We start from the raw sequence: 906 nt of genomic DNA, 5'->3' as shown, positions 1-906 counted from the left end.
CTTGGGTTCTAGGGATCGTTGCAACGCCTGACCTGATCAGGGGTTGCAGTGTTCGAGATCCGTGGGGATCGCCGGCCGCAGGGACCGAAGAAGCTTCGCGCGGAGCGCCAGGCATATTTGGATCTTGTGGCGCGGGGTGTGAGTACGAGTGAAGCGTGCCGGCTGGTCGGGATCAATCGCAAGACTGGTCACCGCTGGCGGTACGGCCGCACGAGCCAGACGAAGGCTGGGCAGCAGGGAGTACCTCCCGCTGCCCGGCCTTCGGCCGTGTCGGAGCGGTTTCTGTCCCAGGCTGAGCGGATCGTGATCGCTGATCGGCTGCGGGAGGGTGCCTCGCAGGCGGAGATCGCCGCTGAGCTGCGGCGTTCGCCGGGCACGATCAGCCGGGAGATCCGCCGCAATCGGCACCCGCATAGCGGTGACTACCGGCCCTACGCAGCCCAGCAACGCGCCGACAGCAGGCGGCCTCGCCCGAAGATCGGCAAAATCGCCGCGTGCCCGGCGCTGCGGGAACACGTCCAGGCCATGCTGGATCGCAAGCACAGCCCGGAACAGATCAGCCGTCGGCTGCGCCGTGACTTTCCCGAGCGGAACGAGCTGCACGTGTCACACGAGACGATCTACCAGGCGCTCTACGTCCAGGGCCGCGGCGAACTGCGCCGAGAACTGACCGCCGCGCTGCGCACTGGCCGCGCGGTGCGACGTCCCCGCCGTCAGCCTGGCCAGCGCCAGCCCCGCTTCACCCATCCGATGGTGATGATCAGCGAACGGCCCGCCGAGGCCGACGACCGTGCCGTGCCCGGACATTGGGAAGGCGACCTGATCATCGGCAAGGACAACGGCTCCGCCATCGGCACACTTGTCGAACGCTCCACCCGCTACGTCCTGCTCGTGCACCTGGGCGCC

1 protein-coding gene is annotated in these 906 nt (G+C 68.1%); it reads left to right on the top strand.

Annotated elements, in window-relative coordinates:
• Nucleotides 1–48: 48 nt before the first annotated feature.
• Nucleotides 49–906, top strand: an 858-nt coding sequence (locus tag ACPXB1_RS30605) for an IS30 family transposase (RefSeq protein ID WP_425736174.1), incomplete at its 3' end; no start/stop codon positions are given.

The sequence above is a fragment of the Micromonospora sp. DT68 genome (genome assembly GCF_049847245.1).
In the GTDB taxonomy this organism is placed as follows: Bacteria; Actinomycetota; Actinomycetes; order Mycobacteriales; family Micromonosporaceae; genus Micromonospora; species Micromonospora profundi.
This window is presented reverse-complemented; position numbering and strand designations above follow the sequence as displayed.